Source organism: Mycolicibacterium sp. 624, from assembly GCF_040548615.1.
Lineage (GTDB): Bacteria > Actinomycetota > Actinomycetes > Mycobacteriales > Mycobacteriaceae > Mycobacterium.
Genome location: NZ_JBEPRZ010000004.1, coordinates 381,122 through 398,091, shown reverse-complemented (window position 1 = coordinate 398,091; position 16,970 = coordinate 381,122). Strand labels below are relative to the sequence as shown.

The window sequence follows — 16,970 nt, the reverse complement described above, 5'->3', positions numbered from 1 at the left end:
ATTCGAACGAGAGAACCCCATGTTGAACCGCCTTGCCATGGTGACGGCTGCCTGCCTCGCCATCCCGTTCGCCGCCATCTCACCGCTCGCGATTGCGGACCCCCCAATCGACCCTGCCGGCGATGTCGGTCCGCCGCCGGACACCGGCGTCGTCGCGTCGGCGCCTCCTGGCGTCGTGACGACACCCGACGGCTGGACATTGACCGTCGTGGCCAGCAATGAGACGCAACTTCCGGTTGCCCCGCTGACCACCGCGACCTCATCACGCGAGTACCTCGTCGGCGCCACGTTCCTGGGCACTGTCACCGGTAGCGGCAGCACGACGCTGTCCGGCGGAACACTGGACGCCGGCTACCAGGTCGGCTGCGGTATCGAACTCGGCCAGGTCCGCCTGATCGGCTCGGTCGGCATCGGCACCTCGGGATCGTCGATAACCGGCGGCCTCATCCCGACGGGCGTGACGATGCCCATCTCGGGCACCATCGAGATCCACGCCAAGCCGGGCACAGTCACCCAGGTCTCCGTCAACAAGAAGGAGTACAAGGCGGCGCCGGTTCGCGTGACGCTCAAGGACACTCACATCAAGGTCGACGGCTGCGTCGGACAGTCCTTCCTGCGGTCCTACGCCACGCTGACGAGTTCGACCACCGACACCGATGACGTTGTCGCGTACTACGGCGTCACCAAGGCCGTGTGAGGACTGACATGACACGGGGCAGGCTTGCGGGTCTCATCGTCGGCGCCCTCTCGGTTGGAGCGGCGGTCGCCTTCCCGGCGGCCGCCGCGGCCGACCCTCCACCGCCGCCCATCGAGCCGGGGCTGGCTCCTGCCGCACCACCGCCACCGGCGCCCGCGGTTCCTGTCATCGGAATGCCACTGGGGCCCAACGGGCTTGCGGTCCTCGCGCAGACCGGCGCACCGGAGGCCGGGCCCCTTGGCGTGCCGCCGGTCACCGGCCTGGACTCGTCCACCGTGCTCGGCCAGAACCTCGTGCCATCGGTGCCGGGTGGCGGGCCAGGCATCTCGCCGAGCCTCAACGTGTTCAACAACGCCTACGGCCTGCCGCAGAACGAGGTGCCCTCAGCACCCGGGCAGGGCACACAGTTCGACGTGGCTCCCGGGCAGGAGAACTCCGACGTGTCACGCCGGGAGTGGCTCGGACGCTACATCGACATGTATCGCGACGGCCGACTTAGGGGTGGACTGCTCGGCCAGTCGCCGCAGGAGCAGCTTGGCCAACCACTGCCCGGCACCGCACCGCCGCCGGGAACCAACATTCCCCCGGGCCTGGTTCAGTTCCTGCCCGAGCCGCCGCCGCCTCCCGGCGAGTTGCCATCTCCCGGCGAGTTGCCGCCGCCGCCCGGCTGACGCCGGATCCGTTGACCGCCAGCGTTACTGGACCTCGAGGCTCTGCTTCACCTCGAGTCGGCGCAGCTTGCCCGAGGACGTCCTGGGTAGGGTGCCCGGTCTGACAAAGCTCACATCCGACGGCACCACGCCGCACTCGGACGCGACCTGTTGGATCAGCGTGGACCGGGCCTGCGCCTCGTCGGGTCCGCGGAACTCGGCAACGATCACCAGCGACGGCCGGATGGTGCGCTCCCCGATGCCGACAGCCACGACGGCGCCCTCCCGGACGCCGGCCACCTGCGCGGCAACTCGCTCGACGTCGGCGGGAAAGACGTTGCGTCCGGCGACGGTGATGATCTCCTTGGCCCGTCCGCACACGACCAGGCCACCGTCGACGAGGTACCCCAGATCTCCGGTGGGGTACCAACTCTCTGGTTCGTGTGACTCGCCGCCGTAATACCCGGACATCATCGACGTACCGCGGATGAGGACTTCGCCGATGTCGCGCTTGCCCGCGTCGGTGGTGACGCCGTCGCGCGGTTCGATACGCACCTCCATACCGGGCACGGCATTACCCAGTATCGCGTGCCTGCGCGGCGAGGCGCCGGCATCGGTGTGCGCCACGACTTCGTCGAACCGCAGGCCGACGCCGGGTTCGGGAACGGTCACCGCACAGGTCGCCTCGGCAAGACCGTACGACGGCGAGAGTGCGCCCGCGGAGAACCCGAAGCGCGCCATCTCCTCGGCGAAGCGCCCCGTGAGTTCACAGTCGACCGGTTCGCCGCCGTTGAGCGCGAACCGGACTGCACCGAGGTCGACGTCGGTGACGCGCCGCGAATACTTCCCGATCAGCCCGTAGGCCATGTTGGGTCCCGCGGTGACGGTGGCGCCGGACTCGGTGAGCCAGTTGAGCCACCGGAACGGCGAGGCCTGAAATGCCTTGGTCGGCGCCAGCCACACATCGGTGCCGCTGACGGCGCCCGACAGCAGGAAGCTCAGCCCCATGTCGTGATAGAGCGGTAGCCAGGAGCAGCCGGTGTCCGCGGACGTGACACCGACGCGGGCATTCAGGGCACGCGCGTTCGACAACACCGCGTCGGGCGAGAGTTGCACCGTGCGAGGCGTTCCGGTCGACCCGGCAGTGCCCTGCAGGACCGCCACCGGCGCGGCGGTGTCGGGCAACGAGAGAGTCGTCGAGCGGTCGGCGAGGGCGATGCCCGCGACGTCGCGAATCCGCGCAGGCCCCTCGCTCGCTAACAGTCCCTCGAGATACGTTCCGTTGCTCAAGACGTGGCCCACTCCGATTCCGGTGAACCGGTTCACTGTGCTTTGTGCCCACCGATCCGCATCGGCGCCGCGCACCGGCCCCGGCAGGATCGACAGGCCGGCCCCCGCGAGGAAGGCCCCGAGGATCGCCGAGATGAACTCGACCGTGGGCTCGCCCACCAGCCCGACGGCGGTCGCCTCCTGGTTGAGCAACCAGTCGGCGACGTTCTCCGCCCGGGCGTACACCTCGGGCCATGGATGGTGTGCCCACGTTCCGTCGTTGAGCACGACGAGGTCATTGCCGCTCGCGGGTAGGACCTCGGTGAGCGCTGCCGCCAAGGAGTTCATGACGTCCCCATGCCGTTTGGCAGGCTATGCCGGATTTGTTCGCTATCTGTGCGCCTCGCGGCAACGACGATCGACGACAAAAAGACGGGCTCACCATGGACGATGGTCAACGATGCGACCCCTCGATACGGGCCGCCACCGGCTACTGGCAACATGCTGAGAAAATACCTGGCGAATTATCCAGAATGTCAGTTACCCCCGGCGAGCATGCTGCCGCGGGCCGCGGGCCGCCAGCAGCGTGGACCGTCAAGTTGCCGATTCGACGCCGAAATATTGACGGCGGCGACAACCCCCGATCGGTTGGGCACTTTGCTGCGCTAAATCCTTCTCGGGGCGCTAGCCCACGTGGGGCCGCTCACGCTTGAGTTCCAGACGCGCAATCGTCCGGCGGTGCACGGCATCTGGGCCGTCGACGATCCGCAGGATGCGAGCCCATGCGTAGAAGTAGGCCAGCGGGGTGTCATCGCTGACACCCGTCGCGCCGAATATCTCGATGGCTCGATCGATCACGGCCGTGGCCACGGCGGGGGCCGCGACCTTGATGCCGGAGATCTCGCTGCGGGCGTTCGCCGCCCCGTCGCGGTCAATCAGCCACGCCGTCTTCTGGACGTACAGCCGAACCTGGTCGATCTCGATGCGCGACTTGGCGATGGCCTCTTGCACCACACCCTGATTGGCCAGTGCGGTGCCGAATGCGACGCGATTCTGTGCCCGATCGACCATGAGCGCCAACGCCCGTTCGGCCATTCCGACGGCACGCATCGCGTGGTGAATTCGGCCCGGGCCCAGCCGCGCCTGGGCGATGCTGAATCCGTCCCCCTCGTCACCGAGCAGATTGCTCACCGGGACGCGCACGTCGTCGAACACGATCTCCGAGTGTCCGTGCTGGTCTTGGTAACCGAAGATCGGCAGGTGTCGGATGATCTCGACTCCCGGGGTGTCACGGGGCACCAACACCATCGACTGCTGACGGTGTGTGGCCGCAGTCGGATCGGTCTTGCCCATGACGATGAAGATCACGCAGCGCTCGTCGGCGACCCCGGTGATCCAGGCCTTGCGGCCATTGATCACGTACTCGTCGCCGTCGCGCACGATGGAGGTCTGGATATTGGTCGCATCCGAGGACGCGACGGCCGGTTCGGTCATCGCGAATGCAGACCTGATGTGTCCGTCGCGCAACGGCGTCAACCAGCGCGCCTGCTGCTCGGGGGTACCGAAGAGATCCAGTGTCTCCATGTTTCCGGTGTCGGGCGCCTGACAGTTGATCGCTTCGGGCGCGATGACGGGCGACCACCCGGAGATCTCGGCGACTGCGCTGTAGTCGACATTGGACAGTCCGCCGTACTCCGGCAAGAACAGGTTCCACAGTCCGCGAGCGCGTGCCGAGGCCTTGAGCTCCTCCATGACCGGCGGGTAGGAGTGCTCCCCGTGGGTCTGCAGATGATCGCGCCACACCGACTCTGCCGCGAACACCTCCTCGCGCATGAATGCCCACATCCTCTCGGATGCGTCTTGGCCGGCGGCAGAGAGTGCGAAGTCCATCAGTGTTGTCCTTTCAGGGCAGCCAGACCGGCCGCCGCGATCCGGTCGATCTCGGCGTCGAGGTCGCCGAAGTCCTGGCCCGCCATCTGGCCGCGGGCTACCCGCTGGGCCATTCCCTGGGCTATCCCCACCAACTTGAAGTGCGCGAGTCCGACATACGCGTCGAGATCGCCGAGGTCGCATCCCGACGTCCTGGCGTAGCGATCCGCGACCTCGGCTCTTGTCGGAAACCCGGGGCTCGCCGTGAGCGAGGGGGTCAACAGGGGTTTGGGATCGCTGGCCTCAATCCAATAGACGAGAAATGTGCCCAGGTCGCACAGCGGGTCACCGAGCGTCGACAACTCCCAGTCCAGCACGCCGCAGACCGCGGGCCGGTCGCCGAACTCGATCACGCAGTTGTCCAGTCGGTAGTCACCGTGCACCAGCGAGGGCTTCGACGAGGGGCGCCAGGCATGCTCGGCGAGCCTGCGGTGAAGTTCCGCAACGTCGGGAACGTCACGGGTTTGGGCGGCCTCGTACTGTCGCCACCAGGTGCGGACCGTGCGCTCGGCGTGATTGTCAGGACGTCCGAAGTCCGCCAGTCCGATATCGGCGACATCCAGCGCGTGGAGCGCCGCCAGAGTGTCGACGAGGCTTTCCGTGACAGCCGCGATCGCGGCCGTGTCGAAGGTCGAATCGGGCGGCAACTCATCTCGCAGCACGAGTCCGGGAATTCGCTCCATGACGTAGAAGGGCACGTCAAGAAGTCCGGGTTCCGTTTCGACCAGGACGATCGCCGGAACGGGAACGGTCGATCCAACAAGTGCCTCCTGCACGCGGACCTCTCGGCCCATGTCGTGTGCGCGCGGGAGCAGCTCGCCCGTGGGAGGGCGTCTGAGAATCAGTTCACCGGCCGGGCTGGACAGACCAAAGGTCAGATTCGACTTCCCGCCGGTGATCAGCTGCGCTTCCAGCGCCATCCAGCGATCGTCGCCCAACTGTGACGCAAGAGCCTTGCCCAGGAGTGCGGGTCGCACGAGCGTGTCGACGTTCATGTTCAGATAATAGAACGTTCGATCGACTTTGCGCGCACCAGTATCCCAATTAAGCGTCTAGACAGCGCTATACCTGGTCCTTTAACCTGAACACATGAGGCGGCCGGTAAACGTCGCGCACGTCGGCCAACAGGTGCTGTCGCTGCGCACCGCCCGTGGCTGGTCCATGCGCGAACTCGCCAGCCGCCTGGACGTCAGTGCCGCCACCGTGAATGCGATCGAACACGGCCGCACCGGCATCTCGGCCGACCGCCTCAATGATCTCGCGCGCACCTTCGACGTGCCCGTGGCCACCTTGCTCGGCTCGCATGACTGCCCCGAGTCCATCGACGGCGACCCCGCGATCAGCGCTGCGATCAGCGCGTTCGTGGAGGCCGGCTATCACGGTTCGAGCATGCGCACGATCGCCGAACGGGCAGGCATGAGCCTCGCCAGCATCTACCACTACTACCCCAGCAAGCAGTCGCTCCTGGTCAAGATCCTTGACATGGCGATGGACGAACTCGACTGGCGCTGCGCCGTCGCCATCGACGGACCCGGCGGCCCGCTGGACAGGCTGCACCGCGTGGTGGAGGCGTTAGCCCTGTTCCACACCTTGCGCGCCGATGTCGCCTACATCGGCGCAAGCGAGATGCGAAGTTTCGAGGAACCTGAGCGAACGCGGATTGCCGCGCGGCGCAGTGCCATCCAACACCTGGTCGACCACGAGATCCTCAGTGCCGTGAGCGAGGGATCCGCCAGCTGCGAGCGCCCACGCGAGACCGGGCGCGCCATAGCCACGATGTGCACCTCACTGCCCCAGTGGTTCGACAAGTCGGGCCCCACCGGACCAGAAACCATCGCCAGGACATACGCAGAACTGGCGCTTCGGATGATCGACACCAACCCCGCTCGCCTGCACGACGTTCTGGCCGCAGCCAACAAATCAACGAAAGGCCCTGCGCAATGACAGTTTTGGATCGATTCCGGCTCGACGACAAGGTTGTCATCATCACCGGCGCCTCATCGGGCCTTGGCGTCTCATTTGCCGAAGCCTTCGCGCAGGCCGGCGCCGATGTGGTGCTGGCCGCCCGGCGTGCCGAAAAACTCGGCGATACAGCTGATCTCGTCCGATCCGCGGGCCGGCGCGCACTCTCCGTGGCGACCGACGTCTCGGACTCCGCTCAATGCGACGCACTGGTCGATGCCGCGGTCAAGGAGTTCGGCCGCGTCGATATCCTCGTGAACAACGCCGGCGTGGGCACAGCGGTGCCCGCAGTCCGTGAGACCGACGAGCAGTTTCGCTCGGTCATCGACGTCAACCTGAACGGCTCGTTCTGGGCCGCGCGGGCGTGCGGTCGGGTCATGCAGCCTGGAAGCTCCGTCATCAATGTCTCGAGCATCCTCGGCCTGACCACCGCGGGCCTGCCGCAGGCCGCGTACAGCGCGAGCAAGGCGGCCGTCGTTGGCCTCACCCGCGACCTCGCTCAGCAATGGGGTGCGCGAAAGGGCATACGCGTCAACGCCGTAGCCCCGGGATTCTTCAAGTCGGAGATGACCGACGAGTACGCCCCCGAATACCTTGAGACCGTGATGGCCAATCGCGTCGTCATGGGACGGATGGGCGATCCCGGCGAACTCGCGGCGACGCTGGTGTGGCTCGCCTCCGATGCGGGTGGCTACGTCACCGGCCAGACCATCGTCGTCGACGGCGGAGTAACGATCACCTAGTTCGCCACGCTAGACGCGTGAGGCTTGCCACTGCGCGCGGAGCAGGGTGACCATGGCGACGGCACCGACACCAGGTCCGACGGCCAACACGGCGAGCGCCGTCGACCACGACCAGTGCGCCACGACAACCGGAACGATCCACACGCTGATCGCGGTGGTGAGGTAACCGAGTGCCAGCTGGATGGACACCGCACCACCCACATAGACCGGGTCGGCATGTTCGGTGACCAGCGCCGAGAACTGAGCCGAATCGGCGATGACCCAGAAACCCCAGAACGCGCAGAGCGGCAACACGATCAGCAGGGGCCCGGTTCCCAGGACGGCGAGTGCCAACGCGGCCAACCCCGAACACACCAGCGACGTCAACGCAGCCTCAGCACGGCCGAACCGGTCGCTGAGACGGCCACCGACCAAACAACCCAGGGCGCCGACCCCGATGCACACGAACGCCAACGCCGCAGCCGTGGCTTGTGCGTTCGGAAGCACCGCGATTCCCGGCAGAGCGGCGATGAACGCCCCGACCCAAGCCCACATCGCGTAGAGCTCCCACATGTGGCCGATGTAGCCGATGTTGGCCAGGGCCACATTTCTGTTGCGCAGGCTGGCGATCGCGGCGCCAAAGCTGAACGGCCGCCGAGGGAATGGGTACGGGCCGGGGCCACGGAGCAGAGGGATCAGCACGCCCCCGGCTGCGGTCATGAGCGTCGTCGCGACGATGACATGCTGCCAGGGCACGTCACCGAACGATCGGACCAGATGCGGAAGTGCGGATCCCAGGGTCAGAGCGCCGATCATCACGCCGAGCGCGGTGCCACGCCCAGTTCGGAACCAGGTGGACACCTCCTTGAGTGCGGGTGGGTAGATGGCCGCCAGACAGATCCCGGTGAGCAGCCGCAGCGGCAGAGCAGTTTCAATGCCGTCTGCCCACAACAGCGCCAAGTTGACCGCTGCCGCGCCGAATGCGCCCATGCACATCAACCGCCTGGGTGAGATCGCGTCGGCCAGACCCGTTGCGGCCGAGGCTATCGCGCCGACGACGAACCCGACCTGCACCGCGATGGTCAGCAACGACGCGCCCGTGGGAGAGAGCTCCCAGGCGCCCACCAGTTGCGGCGCGACGAACGACGCGGAGAACCACACGCTCATCGACAGGAACGTGCTCGCGGCGATAAGCGTCAGGGCCACGCCGGGACGCTGACGCGGTGCGACGGGCGACACCGGGTGAGCCGGCGCCACCGCCACCTCCTCCTTGGTCACGACTGGATGCCCCGTGACCTCTTTCCGTGCCGGGTCATCCACCGGACACCGCCGATCGCGTCGATCGCACGTTCCGCGGAGTCGAACATCGCCACCCCGGCAGCGGCAGCGACCGGTCGGAGATCACGAACGAGTGCGTCCTGGTTTGCGTCGAAACCGCTGCGCAGCACCAATACCATTGGCGTGCCACCCCGTTCGGCGTTGACCAGATCCTCGGTCAGGGCCCACACCAGCTTGTTGCCCGCTTCGGTCGCCTTCATGTCGAACACGGTGCCGAGGTCGAGGAACGCACACATCGCGTCGACGGACTCGTCATCGGCAACGGCGGAGGCGATGGCGCCTGTGAAGGTGCCGGTGTCGTCGAACAGCGACCAGACGGGGATGTCAATCGGATTCGACAGGCTGGTGCCCGGTGCCTCGAACCTCTGGAGCCGGGCGCGCGTGTCCTCCGAGAACGGCGCCATCCGTAGGCCCCACCGGTCAGCCCGATCAGATCCGACTACGGCCACCCCTCCGCCGCTGCCGAGTAGCGCGAGGTTGTCGCCGTCGATGCCGGGAACGAATTGCAGGGCGGTGAGGATGTCCATCAGCTGGTCGAGATCGTCGACCAGCAGCACACCCGCCTGCCGCGCGGCGTCCAAGAGCAACTGCGGATCGCTGGCCAGGGCCCCGGTGTGCGAGGCCGCCGCTGCTCCCCCTGCGGCAGTTCGTCCACCCTTGAAGACGATGACGGGCTTGGTCATAGTCCTTGCCAGTCGCAGAAACTCACCGGCCCAGCGGTCATCTTCGAGATAGAACGCCGCCGCGTGCGTCCGGGGGTCGGCTTCGCAGAACGCCAGCAGTTCAGCGGGGCTGACATCGTCACAGTTGCCGACCGAGCTGACGAAACTGAACTGCAACCCCAACTCCGTCCCGCGCCGCAACACGTCGCCCGCATAGGTGCCAGATTGGGAGACGAAGGCGATGTGGCCGGGGGTGGTGGCCGAGGCGGCGGGCGAGATCAACGTGATCCCCTCATACGCGGTGTAATGACCCATACAGTTCGGCCCAAGTACGCGCATCCCCGCCCCGTCGAGACGCGGCGTGTCTGCGGTGTACACGTGAGCGGTGCGGGTGCCCCGTTCAGCGAGAGCCAGCAGTGCGGCGGGAACGGCCGACGCCGGTAGTGCGACAACGGCACGGTCCACTGCCGCTGGCAGATCGGCGACGCTGGCGACCGTGGCGACACCGCACAGGCTGTCGTTCTTGCCGCTGACCGGCAGGATCTGGCCGGTGTAGCCGAAGTCCACCAGGCTGCTAACCGCTCGGTAGCCCATCTTGCGCTCGTCGGCTGACGCACCGACGATGGCGATCGATTGAGGGTAGATCGCCGGCCGCAGTGCCTCATAGGCCCGACCCGGTTCCGGTATCGGGGGCACCTGCGCAGCGGCTGGATCGAGTTCGGTGGCACGCGCATCGACGGCGACGATGCGCTCAGCGGTGACCACGACCGGGTTGAAGTCGACCTCAGTGATGTCCTCGCTCAGCAGCAGTCCACCGGCACCCCCGACCGCCACGAGCATCGCGACGATATCGTCCACCCGATCGGGAAATCGCTTCTCCACAATCCGGCCGAGGCGAGTACCCGACACCATCCGTCGGGCGTCCGCTGCATCGATCGGCGCCAGCGCGAACACGACGTCATCGAGTGTTTCGACGTCCACTCCGCCGTGACCGAACATCACCACGTGCCCGAAACCGGGTGCGCGCAGGCCCCCGACGACCGCTTCGATACCGGCGTCGACCATTGCCTCGACCGTCACGCCGCGCACCTGCGCACCCTTGGAGCGCTGATCGGACAGCAGAAGGTCGGTGCGTGCGTGGACGTCGTCCGGGGGCACCCCGAGGAGCACGCCGCCGGATTTGCTCTTGTGAACTACATCATCGGCGACGAGTTTGATCGCCACCGGTCCCCCGAGCGACCGAGCGATGCGGTCAGCATCCTGCGCGGTCTCGGCGAACGCGACGGCATTGGCGGGGATCCCGTAGCGGATGGCGAGGTCACGGATCGTGTCCTCGCGCAATCGTCGGGTCATCGACAAGCCCCCGCCTTGTCGAGCTTGTCCTGTAGATCACTTGGCGCGTCCGGATAGCGGGGCGGCCGCTTCTCCAGGAAGGACCGCACCCCCTCGTCACCATCGGGCAGGTCTCGGACAATCGCTGCCAGTTGTGGTTCGAGGGCCGCTCCCGCCTCGAGGCCGTTGTGCAGCGTGGCCCGTAGACCGGTCTTGATCGCCCGCACCACGGCCGGTGAGACCTCGGAGATCTCGGTTGCCAGCGCGATGGCGCGATCGAGGGTGTTGTCGGGGGCGCACACCTCGCTGACGAAACCGGATGCCAGCGCCTCCGCGGCCCCGACGGGCGCCGCGCTGGCCAGCATCTTGAAGGCGGCCGGGTAGCCCACCACATCAAGCAGGCGGCTGAGCTGGCCGCCGACGGGCACCAGCCCGATCCGAGCGCCCACGGCGCAGAACCGCGCATTGTCGCCGGCGATCCTGATATCGCAGTTGAGGGCAAGGATGAATCCGGCCGCGTACGCCGGTCCGTTCACCGCGCCAATCACTGGGGTACCGAGTTCCGCAGGCAGGGTGAATGCGGCGTTCGCCTCGGGATCACCTGCCGTCTCCGGGTTCTCGAGGACCTCCTGCAGGTCGTGGCCCGACGAGAACATGTCGCGGTCGCCAGTGACCACGATGCACCTAACGGCGGGATCGTTGTCGGCCTCGAGCAGCAGGTCCCGCAGACGCGGTGCCATGTCGCCGCTGAAGGCGTTGCGTTTGGCCGGGTTCGTGATCGACAGGATCCGTACCGGTCCCCGATCGGTGGGGTTGATGGTGGCGGTCATGAGTGTTCTCCTTGGGCAGCTAGTTGGCGGGGGCCGGTGTCGCGGTGCCGATCTCATCGCGCTCAGCCGGGCGGTCGGACTGCGGCGTATCGGGCCGTGGCCGGTCTCGTCGCAGGGTGGCGGCGACCAGGCTCCAGGTCAGCGTGATCACCAGGTTGAGGATCAGCGCGGAGATCGCGATGTACATCGGTGATGACATGAAGAACGGGACGGCAGTTGATCCACCGAAGTGATTGGCGGTGGCCGACGTGACGTTGTAGGCGGCAATGGTTCCGTATGCGATTCCGACGGCCCAACCGGCGAGCAGTGCGTGCCTGTCGGCGAATCGCACGGTGAACAGGCCCAGCAGCACGGTAGGAATCGTCTGCAGGATCCAGATGCCACCGAGCAGTTGGAAGTTCAAGGCGAACTGGCTGTCGAGGGTCAGGACGAACACCAGCGCGCCGACCTTGATGAGCACCGACACGATCTTGGAGATCGATGTCTCGCGATGGTTGGAGATGTCCTTTCGGGAGAACTGCCGGATGATGTTGCGACTCACCAGGTTGCCCGCACCGATTGCCATGATGGCCGCAGGCACCAGTGCGCTCATCGCGATGGCGGCGAATGCGACGCCGACGAACCAGGACGGGAACATCTCAATCAGCAGCTGCGGTACCGCGAACTGCGGATTGCCATTCAGTGGTTTGATTCCGGCCGCGAGGGCCATCATTCCGAGCAGTGCGACCAGTCCAAGCAAGACGGTGTAGATCGGCAGAACCGACATGTTGCGTCGGACGGTCTTGGCGCCGCGAGCGGCGAACACTCCCGTGATGGCGTGGGGGTAGAGGAAGAACGCCATGCCGGAGCCAAGCGCGAGCGTCATGTAGATACTGGCGTTCACGCTGATGGCAGCCGCCTCGGGATCGGTCGTGTTGTTGCGTGCCGCGATGACCTCGCCAGCGTCGGCGAAGATGTTGCCGAACCCGCCGAGCTTGATGGGAATGACGATGACCGCGACGATGACCACGATGTAGGTCAGACCATCCTTGAGGAAGGCGATCAGTGCGGGCGCCCGGATGCCGGAGGAGTAGGTGTAGGCAGCGAGCACACCGAAGGCCACGAACAGTGGCAGGTGGTTGAGGAACCAGCTCGCCTGCGGCCCGAAATTGAGGCCCATGGAGGCGAATATGACCTCGAGGCCGATGAGCTGCAAAGCCAGGTAGGGCAGCGTCGCCAGTAGGCCTGTCAGGGTGATCGCCAGTCCGAGGGTCGGCGACTTGAACCGATCGTTGACGAAATCGGTGAGTGTCACGTACCCCTTCTCATGCGCCAGCCGAACGAGTTTCGGCAGGAACAGGAAGCCCAGTGAGTAGAGCACGACAGCGTTTGGCACGGCGTAGAAGCCGAAGGCACCGATGCTGAAGATGGCCGCGGGAACGGCGATGAGTGTGTAGGCGGAGTAGAGGTCGCCGCCGAGCAGGAACCATGTCACGAACCCGCCGAAACCACGACCACCAAGCGCCCACTCATCGAGATGGTTCAGGTCGTTGGCGCGTCGCCAACGACTGGCGACGAACCCCATACCGGTGACGAGGAGGAAGAGTGACAGGAACACCCCGAAGGTGACCGCATTGAAACTCACTGTTCGGCACCGCCTTCGGGCTCATGGCGGAATGCGATGAAGTAGCTGGCTCCGCAACCGCAGGCGGCCGCGACTGCCATGGTCATCTGAAACCAGTAGAAGAACGGAATGCCGACGAGGGTCGGTTCGGTGCGCTGGTACAGCGGCACCGCGAGCGCCAGTATCACGGGGACCGCGATGAGGACGGCACACGTGATCCGCTTCGGCCAGGACAGCGAGGCTTGGACGGCGGCACTGCCCGGCGGACTGTCGGGCGGGCGGTTACTGGTCATGTCGGCACTCCAATGTGAGGAACTGTGATACCGGAAAGTTGTTCATGTGACTCGTGTTCAGAGCCTGATCACGGTCTTTCCCGTGCTCTGACCACCGCCGAGTTCCTCCAGCGCGGCCGGCACACCATCGATACCGACACAGGAGGCAATCAGTGGCTTGATCCGCCCGGCAGCCGCCATGTCGAAGATCTCAGTTTGTGCGGCTCGCACCAGCTCGGGGTTGTGCCGGCGATACAGGCTCCAGTGCAGGCCGGCGATGGTGTAGTTCTTGACGAACGCATGACTCAGTCGTGGTTGGGGGATGTCTCCGCTGGCGAAGCCAACCACGACGATGGTGCCCTCGAACGCGATGTACTTCGTCGCGGCCTCGTAGGAGTGACCGCCGACGGTGTCGAACACGATATCGACTCCGTCTGGCGCGACGTGGCGAACCCTGGCGATGACGTCCTCCGCCGCCCCGTCAATGACGACATCCGCACCGAGATCGGTGACGATCTCCAGTTTGCCTGGGCCAGAGGCGATGCCGATCACGGTTGCGCCCGCCGCACGGGCCAGCTGAACGGCGGCCGATCCGACGCCACCGGCGGCGGCAGTCACGACGACGATGTCCCCGGGTCGCACCGATGCCCGGCGGTGCAGACCGAGCCAAGCCGTCAGGTAGGTCAAGTGCAGCGTCGCCGCGGTGGCGTCATCGAGCGCGGGTGGGACAACGGCAGCGTCGGCGGCCGCCATCAGTGCGAACTCAGCGAAGCCGCCATGCGGCAGATGTGGCTGACCCACGATCCGCGATCCGACCAGTGCCGGGGCCACGCCACTGCCGACCTCGTCGACGATCCCGCACAGTTCAAGGCCGGGCGTGAACGGCATGGTCGGCTTCTGCTGGTACTCGCCGCGGCACAGCAGCACGTCGGCGAAGTTGCACGAGGTGGCGGCGACTCGCACGCGGACCTCGCCAGCACCGGGATGCGGGTCGGGCAACGTCTCCCATCGCAGCACTGCACCTGGTTCGCCATATTCGCGTACCGTCCACGCGCCTGCCATCTGTAATCCTCCTCTCGATCCGACTGGTCGTGCTGCCTGCGATCAGCTGCGGCCGGTGTCCGGGCTCGGCGCCCCGATGAGGTGGACGGTGTTGCCGAAAACCTCTTCTCCCCTGCCCATCTGGGCGTGCGACAGTGCGATATCACCCATCGGCAGTACACGTCCCACACAGGGGTCGATGCGGCCGTCGATCACCATCTGGTTGTAGGCGATGGCCTGCGCGTCGTTGGTGCCGTGGGATCCCTGCAGCCGCTTCTGGCGTGTCCAGTGGTAACGCAGGTCGACCATCGCGTCGAACCCGGTGGTGCCGGCGCAGATCACCACCATGCCGCCGGGCTGGCAGAGGAACACACTGGTCGGAATCGTCGCGGCACCAGGGTGTTCGAAGACGATTGCCGGGTCCTCCCTGCCGCCGGCGACCTCCCAGAGGCGTTTGCCGAATGCGCGAGCTCCCGCGGTCCAGACCTTCTGACCCGCCGCATCGTCAACCAGAGGAGGCACGCCCCAGTGGTCGAACTCCTTGCGATTGATGTAACCGATGGCCCCGTACTTCATGGCGAACGCGCCGCGGTCCTCGTCGGAAACCACTGCAACTGCGCGTCCGCCGGCCTCGCGCACCAGTTGGCAAGCCTGTGTGCCAAGGCCGCCCGAACCGCCCCACACCAGCACCAGATCGCCCTCTGCGACGGTGTTACCCGCCCAACCGTGCAGCATGCGGTACGCGGTCGTGCCGACAAGTGTGGGCGCAGCCGCCTCGGCCCAACTCAGGTGAGGGGCCTTCGGTAGAACCTGGTGCGCCTGCGCACGAGCGAACTGTCCGAACGAGCCGTAGTTGGTGTCGTATCCCCAGATCTTGGCACTGGGCGCGATCATCGGATCGCGTCCGGCCGCAATCCACTCGTCATCGGCATCCCACACTCCGGGGTGCACGACGACCTCGTCGCCGACCTGGATCGACTCGACGCCGGGGCCAACGGCATAGACGATTCCCGCCGCGTCGGAGCCACCGATGTGGAAATCCTCGGTCTCACCGCGACGCTGCCTCGTGGCGACCTGATCGACCGGGTACCCCCGTGCCGCCCATACGTTGTTGTAGTTGACGCCGGCGGCCATGACCGCGATCAGGACCTCACCGGCCCCCAACGATGGTGTGTCGACCACCTCGTGCGCGAACGCTGTAGCAGGATCCCCGTACCGAGCGGGTCGCACTACCTGAGCGTGCATGTCCTTCGGCACCACACCGAGGGGTGGCAGGGTTCCTACATCAACCGCGCCGACGTTCGGATCCGACACAGACTGTCGTTCCATGGCCTCGCTCACGAATGATCACTCCTATTCGATAGTTGTATTGCGATGAATCTGTGGGAAGCCGCGTCATCCGCCAGGTTTCTTGCTGCGACTTTTGGAGCCTCCTGGGGCGATGCCTTCGGGCTCCATTTCGGTGTGGTCCGAGTCTCAGTCATGACCTAGATGTGAGCAATGACCAATACAGAGGAAGCCTCTGCAGATCTGCACACCCGCTGCTTGACAGCCATTTTGTGCCGTGACGCCAAGGGGATTGGCTATAGTTGACCAAGCGATTGCCGCAGAACTATCGAAGGATTTGGCTTATCCGATGATCTCGGCTGACGATCTGAGGGTTTTTCTCGAGGTCGCACGGCGACGGCGCCTCACCGAGGCAGCCAAGTACCTCCAGGTCAACCACACGACTGTCAGCCGGCACGTCACACGTTTGGAGCAAGCCGCGGGCAACCGCCTGTTCGACCGTCAGGTCGATGGCTGGACACTGACCGAGGCCGGCACTCATCTAGTTGTGCATGCCGAGGCGATCGAAGCCGCACTCCTTGCCGCACAAGAGGAATGCTCGTCGATTGGACCGTCGCTCACGGGGCACGTGCGAGTGATCGCTCCCGACGGATTCGGCACGTACATGTTGCTGCCGGAACTGGGCGAACTCCGGCGCCAACACCCCGGGCTCATCGTGGAGGTCGTCACCGCCAACCGGCACGAGTCCCTGACCCCGCGCGAGTTCGACGTGGCTGTCACGATCGAGCGGCCTCGGGCTCGAGCGGTCGACGTCCACAAGCTCACGGATTTCACCCTCGCCTTCTATGCCTCCCCCGACTACCTGGCAAGCCACAGCGAGATCACCACGGTCGACGATCTCTATGGACATCCCCTGATCTGGTACGTCGACGACGCTCTGGAGGACAGCACATTCAATTTGCTCTACGAATTGCTGCCTCGTGCACAGGCGCACATCCAAACGAATTACATCGCCGGCCATATTGAAGCCGCTGCCGCCGGGTTGGGTATCGCATTCCTGCCGACATTTATCGGCGACGTCAGCCCCCACCTTCGCCGACTGCACCAGATCGAGGCGAAAGTCGAACGTAGTTATTGGATGTCAATACCGCGCGATCTCGTCCGGTTACCCCGAGTGCGACTAGTTGGCGCTCATCTCACCAAGCTGATCGCCGAGAACAGAGTCGGCAGTGGTGACGCGGCCCGCCTCGGACCTCGGACTGCCAGCCGACTCGCATAGCGGCTCATGACAACACCATCAGACGACATTCCACTCCTGAGGCGTCCAGCTTGGCGGTCGGGATAACCGGTCGGGATAACATTGTCGATCGCTGCAC

The 16,970-nt window shown here is 65.8% G+C and carries 15 protein-coding genes; 5 read left to right on the top strand and 10 right to left on the bottom strand.

Features of this window, described 5'->3' with window-relative positions; all coding sequences use genetic code 11:
• Positions 1-19: 19 nt before the first annotated feature.
• Both ABIA65_RS18465 and ABIA65_RS18460 read left to right on the top strand, forming a co-directional pair.
• Positions 20-697 (top strand): MspA family porin, encoded by a 678-nt coding sequence (locus ABIA65_RS18465; protein ID WP_241400134.1) that lies wholly within the window; start codon positions 20-22, stop codon positions 695-697.
• 8 nt (positions 698-705) lie between these two features.
• Entirely contained in the window at positions 706-1,368 is a 663-nt protein-coding gene (locus ABIA65_RS18460) for a hypothetical protein (protein WP_241400135.1), read from the top strand.
• Positions 1,369-1,392: 24 nt separating this feature from the next.
• On the opposite strand, the gene mbtM is transcribed toward ABIA65_RS18460, so the two are convergent.
• The 3 genes from mbtM to ABIA65_RS18445 all read right to left on the bottom strand — a co-directional run bounded on the left by mbtM (position 1,393) and on the right by ABIA65_RS18445 (position 5,540).
• On the bottom strand, positions 1,393-2,964 hold the full coding sequence (mbtM, locus tag ABIA65_RS18455) for a long-chain-fatty acid--ACP ligase MbtM (protein ID WP_354524477.1): 1,572 nt from the start codon (positions 2,962-2,964) through the stop codon (positions 1,393-1,395).
• A gap of 336 nt (positions 2,965-3,300) precedes the next feature.
• A complete protein-coding gene (locus ABIA65_RS18450) occupies positions 3,301-4,506 on the bottom strand; it encodes an acyl-CoA dehydrogenase family protein (RefSeq protein WP_354524476.1) in 1,206 nt (401 codons plus the stop codon).
• A complete protein-coding gene (locus ABIA65_RS18445) occupies positions 4,506-5,540 on the bottom strand; it encodes a phosphotransferase family protein (protein ID WP_241400138.1) in 1,035 nt (344 codons plus the stop codon). Before ABIA65_RS18445 ends, ABIA65_RS18450 begins: the two co-directional genes overlap by 1 nt.
• A gap of 94 nt (positions 5,541-5,634) precedes the next feature.
• Here ABIA65_RS18445 and ABIA65_RS18440 point away from each other — a divergent pair, with 94 nt between their 5' ends.
• Both ABIA65_RS18440 and ABIA65_RS18435 read left to right on the top strand, forming a co-directional pair.
• Entirely contained in the window at positions 5,635-6,489 is an 855-nt protein-coding gene (locus ABIA65_RS18440; protein ID WP_354524475.1) for a TetR-type transcription factor C-terminal domain-containing protein, read from the top strand.
• The gene (locus ABIA65_RS18435; protein WP_241400140.1) at positions 6,486-7,250 is read left to right on the top strand and encodes an SDR family NAD(P)-dependent oxidoreductase; all 765 of its coding nucleotides are present in this window, start codon (positions 6,486-6,488) and stop codon (positions 7,248-7,250) included. Before ABIA65_RS18440 ends, ABIA65_RS18435 begins: the two co-directional genes overlap by 4 nt.
• A 9-nt stretch (positions 7,251-7,259) precedes the next feature.
• On the opposite strand, the gene ABIA65_RS18430 is transcribed toward ABIA65_RS18435, so the two are convergent.
• The 7 genes from ABIA65_RS18430 to ccrA are packed head-to-tail and all read right to left on the bottom strand — an operon-like array spanning position 7,260 to position 15,648.
• Positions 7,260-8,507, bottom strand: a complete 1,248-nt coding sequence (locus ABIA65_RS18430; RefSeq protein ID WP_354524474.1) for an MFS transporter — start codon at positions 8,505-8,507, stop codon at positions 7,260-7,262.
• Positions 8,504-10,582: an acetate--CoA ligase family protein gene (locus tag ABIA65_RS18425; RefSeq protein WP_354524473.1), complete on the bottom strand. Its 2,079-nt coding sequence runs from the start codon at positions 10,580-10,582 to the stop codon at positions 8,504-8,506. Before ABIA65_RS18425 ends, ABIA65_RS18430 begins: the two co-directional genes overlap by 4 nt.
• Positions 10,579-11,391 (bottom strand): enoyl-CoA hydratase/isomerase family protein, encoded by an 813-nt coding sequence (locus ABIA65_RS18420; protein WP_354524472.1) that lies wholly within the window; start codon positions 11,389-11,391, stop codon positions 10,579-10,581. Before ABIA65_RS18420 ends, ABIA65_RS18425 begins: the two co-directional genes overlap by 4 nt.
• Before the next feature lie 19 nt (positions 11,392-11,410).
• Entirely contained in the window at positions 11,411-13,015 is a 1,605-nt protein-coding gene (gene mctP / locus ABIA65_RS18415; RefSeq protein WP_354524471.1) for a monocarboxylate uptake permease MctP, read from the bottom strand.
• Positions 13,012-13,287 (bottom strand): DUF3311 domain-containing protein, encoded by a 276-nt coding sequence (locus ABIA65_RS18410; protein WP_241400145.1) that lies wholly within the window; start codon positions 13,285-13,287, stop codon positions 13,012-13,014. The genes mctP and ABIA65_RS18410 overlap by 4 nt, the downstream gene beginning before the upstream one ends.
• A 57-nt stretch (positions 13,288-13,344) precedes the next feature.
• A complete protein-coding gene (locus ABIA65_RS18405; RefSeq protein WP_241400146.1) occupies positions 13,345-14,328 on the bottom strand; it encodes an NADPH:quinone oxidoreductase family protein in 984 nt (327 codons plus the stop codon).
• Between the two features lie 42 nt (positions 14,329-14,370).
• Positions 14,371-15,648, bottom strand: coding sequence for a crotonyl-CoA carboxylase/reductase (gene ccrA, locus ABIA65_RS18400; protein ID WP_241400147.1), 1,278 nt, complete (start codon positions 15,646-15,648; stop codon positions 14,371-14,373).
• Between the two features lie 295 nt (positions 15,649-15,943).
• On the opposite strand from ccrA, the gene ABIA65_RS18395 reads away from it, so the two are divergent.
• Complete coding sequence (locus tag ABIA65_RS18395; RefSeq protein ID WP_354524470.1) at positions 15,944-16,873, top strand: LysR family transcriptional regulator; 930 nt, start codon at positions 15,944-15,946, stop codon at positions 16,871-16,873.
• The last annotated feature ends 97 nt before the right edge of the window (positions 16,874-16,970 follow it).

What these genes read in the sequence shown, in the direction of transcription:
- ABIA65_RS18465 (WP_241400134.1), top strand. Translation starts at nt 20, where the DNA reads ATGTTGAACCGCCTTGCCATGGTGACGGCTGCCTGCCTCGCCATCCCG.
- ABIA65_RS18460 (WP_241400135.1), top strand. Translation starts at nt 706, where the DNA reads ATGACACGGGGCAGGCTTGCGGGTCTCATCGTCGGCGCCCTCTCGGTT.
- mbtM (WP_354524477.1), bottom strand. Translation starts at nt 2,964, where the DNA reads ATGAACTCCTTGGCGGCAGCGCTCACCGAGGTCCTACCCGCGAGCGGC.
- ABIA65_RS18450 (WP_354524476.1), bottom strand. Translation starts at nt 4,506, where the DNA reads ATGGACTTCGCACTCTCTGCCGCCGGCCAAGACGCATCCGAGAGGATG.
- ABIA65_RS18445 (WP_241400138.1), bottom strand. Translation starts at nt 5,540, where the DNA reads ATGAACGTCGACACGCTCGTGCGACCCGCACTCCTGGGCAAGGCTCTT.
- ABIA65_RS18440 (WP_354524475.1), top strand. Translation starts at nt 5,635, where the DNA reads ATGAGGCGGCCGGTAAACGTCGCGCACGTCGGCCAACAGGTGCTGTCG.
- ABIA65_RS18435 (WP_241400140.1), top strand. Translation starts at nt 6,486, where the DNA reads ATGACAGTTTTGGATCGATTCCGGCTCGACGACAAGGTTGTCATCATC.
- ABIA65_RS18425 (WP_354524473.1), bottom strand. Translation starts at nt 10,582, where the DNA reads ATGACCCGACGATTGCGCGAGGACACGATCCGTGACCTCGCCATCCGC.
- ABIA65_RS18420 (WP_354524472.1), bottom strand. Translation starts at nt 11,391, where the DNA reads ATGACCGCCACCATCAACCCCACCGATCGGGGACCGGTACGGATCCTG.
- ABIA65_RS18410 (WP_241400145.1), bottom strand. Translation starts at nt 13,287, where the DNA reads ATGACCAGTAACCGCCCGCCCGACAGTCCGCCGGGCAGTGCCGCCGTC.
- ABIA65_RS18405 (WP_241400146.1), bottom strand. Translation starts at nt 14,328, where the DNA reads ATGGCAGGCGCGTGGACGGTACGCGAATATGGCGAACCAGGTGCAGTG.
- ABIA65_RS18395 (WP_354524470.1), top strand. Translation starts at nt 15,944, where the DNA reads ATGATCTCGGCTGACGATCTGAGGGTTTTTCTCGAGGTCGCACGGCGA.